This is a genomic window from Microbacterium sufflavum, assembly GCF_023091155.1.
In the GTDB taxonomy this organism is placed as follows: domain Bacteria; phylum Actinomycetota; class Actinomycetes; order Actinomycetales; family Microbacteriaceae; genus Microbacterium; species Microbacterium sufflavum.
The window spans coordinates 307,665-314,329 of sequence record NZ_JAHWXK010000002.1 but is presented as its reverse complement, the minus strand read 5'-3'; the positions used below and the strand labels follow the sequence as shown (position 1 = coordinate 314,329).

The window sequence follows — 6,665 nt, the reverse complement described above, 5'->3', positions numbered from 1 at the left end:
CGGCGGGCCGTGCTGCTGGCCTGGGCTATGGCCACTGGCGTCGATGTCGAGTGGCTGGAGTCGGGTGACGCCCCGCGGAATCCGGTGGGCCCTGCCGGGATCGAACCGACGACATCCACGGTGTAAACGTGGCGCTCTACCAGCTGAGCTAAAGGCCCTGGTGCGCTCAGTCTATCCGGCGGCGCATGCGCACCCACGTCGTGGAAGAGGGATAGGCTGAGGTCGGCGCGCGTTGTGCACGGCCGACAAGGCTGCCCGTGTCGCTTCCCGTTTCCTTGGCATGACCTGCCAGCTTGACGAAAGGTTCCCCCGTGACCGTCCACGACCAGGATCCGTACTCTCAGGGCCCCCTCGACAGCGATCCGGAGGAGACCGGCGAGTGGCAGCAGTCGCTCGATGAGCTGGTGGATGCCAAGGGACACGGCCGCGGCCGTGAGATCATGCTCAGCCTGCTCAAGCGCTCCAAGGAGCTGCACCTGAACGTGCCGATGGTCCCCACCACGGACTACATCAACACGATCGCTCCCGAGAACGAGCCGGAGTTCCCCGGCGACGAGGAGATCGAGCGCCGCTATCGCGCCTGGATCCGCTGGAACGCGGCCATCACCGTGCACCGGGCGCAGCGTCCCGGCATCGGTGTCGGCGGTCACATCTCCACGTACGCGTCCTCCGCCGCCCTGTACGAGGTGGGCTTCAACCACTTCTTCAAGGGTGCGGACCACCCCGGCGGTGCCGACCAGATCTTCATCCAGGGTCACGCCTCCCCCGGCACCTATGCCCGCTCGTTCCTCGAGGGTCGTCTGACCGAAGACCAGCTCGACGGCTTCCGCCAGGAGAAGTCGCACGCCCCGAACGGCATCCCCTCCTACCCGCACCCGCGGCTGATGCCCGAGTACTGGCAGTTCCCCACCGTGTCGATGGGGCTCGGCCCGATCAACGCGATCTACCAGGCGATGTCGAACAAGTACCTGGAGAACCGCGGCATCAAGGACACCTCGCAGTCGCACGTCTGGGCCTTCCTTGGCGACGGCGAGATGGACGAGGTCGAGAGCCGCGGTCAGCTGCAGGTCGCGGCGAACGAGGGCCTCGACAACCTGACCTTCGTCGTCAACTGCAACCTGCAGCGCCTCGACGGACCGGTGCGCGGCAACGGCAAGATCGTGCAGGAGCTGGAGTCGTTCTTCCGCGGTGCCGGCTGGAATGTCATCAAAGTCGTCTGGGGCCGCGAGTGGGACGACCTGCTCGCCCGCGACACCGACGGCGCGCTGCTGAACCTGATGAACGTCACGCCCGACGGCGACTACCAGACCTACAAGGCGGAGTCGGGCGCGTACATCCGCGAGCACTTCTTCGGGCGCGACGAGCGCACCGCCGCCCTCGTCAAGGACTACTCCGACGACGACATCTGGAACCTCAAGCGCGGCGGCCATGACTACCGCAAGGTCTACGCCGCGTTCAAGGCCGCGACCGAGCACAAGGGCAAGCCGACCGTCATCCTCGCGAAGACCGTCAAGGGCTACGGGCTCGGCCCGCAGTTCGAGGGCCGCAACGCGACCCACCAGATGAAGAAGATGACGCTGGACAACCTCAAGACGTTCCGCGACGCGATGCACATCCCCATCACGGACGCGCAGCTCGAGGAGAACCCGTACCTTCCCCCGTACTACAACCCGGGACCGCAGGACGAGACGATCCAGTACATGCTGGAGCGTCGTCGCGCGCTGGGCGGCTTCCTGCCGGAGCGCCGCTCGACCCACGTGGGGCTCTCGCTCCCCGAGGAGAACGCGTACGCGCTGCCGAAGAAGGGCTCGGGCACGCAGGAGATCGCCACCACCATGGCCTTCGTCCGCCTGCTGAAGGACCTGCTGCGCTCGAAGGAGTTCGGTCACCGCATCGTGCCGATCATCCCCGACGAGGCGCGCACGTTCGGCATGGACGCCTACTTCCCGACCGCGAAGATCTACAACCCGAACGGTCAGCACTACACGTCGGTCGACCGGGAGCTGCTGCTCGCCTACAAGGAGAGCCCGCAGGGCCAGATCGTCCACGTCGGCATCAACGAGGCGGGCGCCCTCGCGGCCTTCACCGCGGCCGGCACGTCGTACGCCACGCACGGCGAGCCGCTGATCCCGATCTACATCTTCTACTCGATGTTCGGCTTCCAGCGCACGGGCGACGCCCAGTGGGCGGCGGGCGACCAGATGGCACGCGGCTTCATCATCGGCGCGACCGCCGGACGCACCACCCTGACCGGTGAGGGCCTCCAGCACGCCGACGGCCACTCGCACCTGCTGGCCGCGACCAACCCGGCCACCGTGTCCTACGACCCGGCCTACGGCTACGAGATCGCGCACATCGTCCGCTCCGGTCTGGAGCGCATGTACGGCGGCGAGCACGAAGACCCGAACGTCATGTACTACCTCACGGTGTACAACGAGCCGATGGTGCAGCCCGCCGAGCCGGCGGACGTGGACGTCGACGGCATCGTCCGCGGCATCCACCGCGTCTCGGTCGGCGAGGGCGACGGGCCTCGCGCCCAGCTGTTCGCGTCGGGCGTGGGACTGCCGTGGGCGATGGAGGCGCAGGAGCTGCTCAAGAACGACTGGGGCGTGATCGCCGACGTGTGGTCGGTCACCTCCTGGACGGAGCTGCGCCGCGACGGTCTCGCCGCCGACGAGCACAACTTCCTCCACCCCGAGCAGGAGCCGCGCACGGCGTACCTCACGCAGAAGCTGCAGGGCGTCGAGGGTCCGGTCGTGGCGGTGAGCGACTTCATGCACGCCGTCCAGGACCAGATCCGTCCGTGGGTGCCGAACCGCTTCGCCACGCTCGGCGCCGACGGTTTCGGCTTCTCCGACACGCGTGCCGCTGCTCGTCGCTTCTTCAAGATCGACGGTCCGTCGATCGTCGTGCGCACGCTGCAGTCGCTCGCGGAGGAGGGCACGGTCGACCGTTCGCTCGCCGCACAGGCCATCGAGAAGTACCGTCTGCACGATGTGAACGCCGGCACCAGCGGTAACGCAGGCGGGGAAAGCTGAGCCTTCGGTGACACCGTCGTCTGCCGCCGGCATGGACAAGGCCGCGACACTCACCTGGCTGCGCCGGATCTCCGGTGACATCGCCTCGGTGACGATCAAGCGGCTGGAGGACACGCTCCCGTGGTACGCCGACATGCCACCGGCCCGCCGTTCTGCGGTCGGGCTGGTGGCGCAGGCGGGCATCACCTCGTTCATCCAGTGGTACGACGACCCCACCTCGACCCCGTGGATCGCGGCGGACATCTTCGCCGCCGCGCCACGGGAGCTCCTGCGCAGCGTGAGCCTGCAGCAGACGCTCCAGCTCATCCGCGTGACGGTGGAGGTGACCGAGGAGCGCGTCGCCGGCAAGGGTGAGCATCTCCGCGAGGCCATCCTGCTGTACTCGCGCGACGTCGCGTTCGCCGCGGCCGACGTGTACGCCCGCGCCGCAGAGGCCCGCGGCCTGTGGGATGCGCGCCTCGAGGCACTCGTGGTGGACTCGATCCTCACGGGAGAGGCCGACGAGGAGCTGCCGAGCCGCATCGCCGCCCTGGGCTGGCACGGACACGGCGAGGTCGCGGTGCTGGTCGGCACGACGCCTCCGCAGTTCGATGTGGACCTCGTGCGTCGGACGGCGCGGAAGCTCGCAGTCGACGTGCTGATCGGCGTGCAGGGCTCACGGCTCGTCCTGGTGCTCGGCCGTGCCCGCGTGGCCGGACAGGAGGGCGAGGACGAGGAGCTGGGCTTCCAGGAGATCGCCGCCCGGCTCGAGCCGTCGTTCGGGCCCGGCTTCGTCGTGCTCGGACCCGCGGTCGCCGCCCTCGTCGATGCGAGCCAGAGCGCCAGGGCGGCCCTCGCCGGCTTCGCGGTGGCTCGCGCCTGGCGGAGCGCACCGCGACCGGTGGAAGCCGACGACCTGCTGCCCGAGCGCGCTCTGGCGGGCGACCCCCTCGCGAAGCAGACGCTGGTCGAACGCATCTTCCGCCCACTGCAGGCCCATTCGACCGATCTGGTGACGACGCTGTGGAGCTACCTCGACAACGGCCGCTCGCTGGAGGCGACCGCGCGCGAGCTGTTCGTGCATCCGAACACCGTGCGCTACCGCCTCAAGCGCGTGAGCGAGGTGATCGGGTGGGACGCCACGGGCCCGCGCGAGGCCCTCATCCTGCAGACGGCCCTCATCCTCGGGTCCATCGGTGCCGCGGAGCAGGTGCGTCGCCGCCCTTCCGCACGGCGCCCGCCGCGGTGACGCTGCCGGGCCCTGTGCGCCACACACAAGGGATCCTCGCAATCTTGTGATGGATCATCCACCGCTCGTCGGCAATCGTTGGCAGACTGGGTGGGTGATTGTCGTCGTCTGCCCTGGACAGGGCTCGCAGACCCCCGGTTTCCTCGCCCCCTGGCTTGACCTCGACGGCGCCGAGGAGCGTCTCGCCTCCTTCTCCGAGGCGGCCGAGGTCGACCTCCGCACCCACGGCACCGTGTCCGACGCCGACACCATCCGTGACACGCGCATCGCGCAGCCGCTGATCGTCGCCGCGTCGCTCCTCGCCGGAGACGCCCTCGTGCAGCGGTCCGGCCGCCGTGCGGACGGCATCGCCGGTCACTCGGTCGGCGAGGTCGCCGCCCTCGTGGGCAGCGGGGTGATCGACGAGACGACCGGCATGCGTCTGGTGGGGATCCGCGGCCGCGCGATGGCCGATGCCGCCGCGCAGACCCCCACGGGCATGAGCGCGGTGCTGGGCGGCGACGAAGAGGCGCTGCTCGCCCGCCTGGCAGAGCTCGGCCTGTCCCCCGCCAACTACAACGGCGGCGGCCAGATCGTCGTCGCCGGACCGCTGCCGGCACTGGCTGCTCTGGCCGAGGAGCCGGTGAAGGGCACGCGCGTGGTGCCGCTGCAGGTCGCCGGCGCGTTCCACACCTCGTACATGGGCTCGGCGGTCGCCGCGCTCCGCGACGCGGTGGCCGACGTGTCCCCCGTCGACCCCGACATCACGCTCTGGACCAACCGCGACGGCTCCGTGGTCTCCGACGGCGCGCAGGCGCTCTCGTATCTCGTCGACCAGGTGTCGTCGCCGGTGCGCTGGGACCTCTGCATGGCGTCGTTCGCCGAGGCGGGCGTCACCGGGGTCATCGAGCTCGCCCCCGCCGGCGCCCTCGTCGGCCTCGCCAAGCGCGGGCTCCGTGGTGTGCCGACCGTAGCCGTCAAGACCCCCGAAGACCTCGACGCAGCCGTCGCGCTGCTGAACGGAGACGCCGCATGAGCGCCACGCTCGCCCAGCTCACCGGCCCCGCGTACACCCGCATCTACTCGTACGGTGCCGCGCGCGGCGAGAACGCCGTCCCGAACGACGACCTGATCGGTCCGATCGACTCGAGCGACGAGTGGATCCGCCAGCGCACCGGCATCGTGACTCGCGTGCGCGCCGACAAGGGAACGGATGCGATCGACCTGGCCACCGCCGCGGCCGCCGAGGCCGTCGAGAAGTCGGGCGTCCCCGCCGACCAGGTCGACCTCGTGATCGTCGCGACGATCAGCAACCCGAAGCAGACGCCCTCGGTCTCGGCGATCGTCGCCGACCGCGTCGGTGCGAACCCGGCGGCCGCCTACGACATCAACGCCGCCTGTGCGGGGTATGCGTACGCGATCGCGCAGGCCGACGCGCTCATCAAGGCCGGTACGGCACGCCACGCTCTCGTGATCGGCACCGAGAAGCTGTCCGACGTGGTCGACCCCACCGACCGCAGCATCTCGTTCCTGCTCGGCGACGGTGCCGGCGCTGCACTGATCGGCCCCAGCGAGACGCCGGGCATCTCCCCCGCCGTGTGGGGTTCGGACGGCTCCAAGGCCGACGCCGTGGGCATGAACGCCACCCTCACCGAGTTCCGCGACGGCGAGGTGCCGTGGCCCACGCTGCGCCAGGAGGGCCCGACCGTCTTCCGCTGGGCGGTGTGGGAGATGGTGAAGGTCGCCCGTGAGGCACTGGACAAGGCGGGCGTGACCGCGGAGGACCTCGCCGCGTTCATCCCTCACCAGGCGAACATGCGCATCATCGACGAGTTCGCCAAGCAGCTCGGTCTGCCGGAGACCACGGCGATCGCCCGCGACATCGAGACGACGGGCAACACCTCGGCCGCCTCGATCCCGCTCGCGAGCCACCGCCTCCTGGCTGAACACCCTGAGCTTTCGGGTGGGCTGGCCCTGCAGATCGGCTTCGGCGCCGGTCTGGTGTTCGCCGCACAGGTCGTCGTCCTCCCCTGAGTCCGCGCCGACCTTCCCTAGACTGTTCCACGGTTCCTAATACACCCCGTAAGAAAGAGGAAGACCACCATGGCTTTCACCAACGATGAGGTCCTCTCCGGCCTCGCAGAGCTCATCACCGACGAGACCGGCATCAACGCCTCCGAGGTCGCCCTGGAGAAGTCGTTCACCGACGACCTCGACATCGACTCGATCTCGATGATGACGATCGTCGTCAACGCCGAGGAGAAGTTCGGCGTGACCATTCCCGACGACGAGGTCAAGAACCTCAAGACCGTCGGCGACGCGGTCAACTTCATCGTCGCGGGCCAGGAGTAACACGGCAGGATGCCACCCCCGCTGCGGCGGGGCGTGGCATCCTCCGCTCTGCCCATCTCCCGCACGAC

Annotated in this window: 5 protein-coding genes and 1 tRNA gene; 5 read left to right on the top strand and 1 reads right to left on the bottom strand. The window is 69.4% G+C overall.

What is annotated here, in order from left to right:
• Positions 1–85 precede the first annotated feature (85 nt).
• Positions 86–158: transfer RNA gene (locus KZC56_RS16110), tRNA-Val, on the bottom strand.
• A gap of 153 nt (positions 159–311) precedes the next feature.
• On the opposite strand from KZC56_RS16110, the gene aceE reads away from it, so the two are divergent.
• The 5 genes from aceE to KZC56_RS16085 all read left to right on the top strand — a co-directional run bounded on the left by aceE (position 312) and on the right by KZC56_RS16085 (position 6,597).
• Complete coding sequence (aceE, locus tag KZC56_RS16105; RefSeq protein WP_136030225.1) at positions 312–3,038, top strand: pyruvate dehydrogenase (acetyl-transferring), homodimeric type; 2,727 nt, start codon at positions 312–314, stop codon at positions 3,036–3,038.
• Positions 3,039–3,069: 31 nt separating this feature from the next.
• Positions 3,070–4,266 carry a PucR family transcriptional regulator gene (locus tag KZC56_RS16100; protein ID WP_136030264.1) on the top strand — a complete coding sequence of 399 codons (1,197 nt, stop codon included), beginning with the start codon at positions 3,070–3,072 and terminating at the stop codon, positions 4,264–4,266.
• A gap of 94 nt (positions 4,267–4,360) precedes the next feature.
• On the top strand, positions 4,361–5,281 hold the full coding sequence (locus tag KZC56_RS16095; RefSeq protein WP_247639002.1) for an ACP S-malonyltransferase: 921 nt from the start codon (positions 4,361–4,363) through the stop codon (positions 5,279–5,281).
• The gene (locus KZC56_RS16090) at positions 5,278–6,279 is read left to right on the top strand and encodes a beta-ketoacyl-ACP synthase III (protein WP_247639001.1); all 1,002 of its coding nucleotides are present in this window, start codon (positions 5,278–5,280) and stop codon (positions 6,277–6,279) included. Before KZC56_RS16095 ends, KZC56_RS16090 begins: the two co-directional genes overlap by 4 nt.
• A 69-nt stretch (positions 6,280–6,348) precedes the next feature.
• Positions 6,349–6,597: an acyl carrier protein gene (locus tag KZC56_RS16085; RefSeq protein ID WP_136030219.1), complete on the top strand. Its 249-nt coding sequence runs from the start codon at positions 6,349–6,351 to the stop codon at positions 6,595–6,597.
• Positions 6,598–6,665 lie beyond the last annotated feature (68 nt).

Bases quoted from the DNA above. Each gene is read 5' to 3' on its own strand.
- KZC56_RS16085 (WP_136030219.1), top strand. From the start codon at position 6,349: ATGGCTTTCACCAACGATGAGGTCCTCTCCGGCCTCGCAGAGCTCATC.
- KZC56_RS16100 (WP_136030264.1), top strand. From the start codon at position 3,070: ATGGACAAGGCCGCGACACTCACCTGGCTGCGCCGGATCTCCGGTGAC.
- KZC56_RS16090 (WP_247639001.1), top strand. From the start codon at position 5,278: ATGAGCGCCACGCTCGCCCAGCTCACCGGCCCCGCGTACACCCGCATC.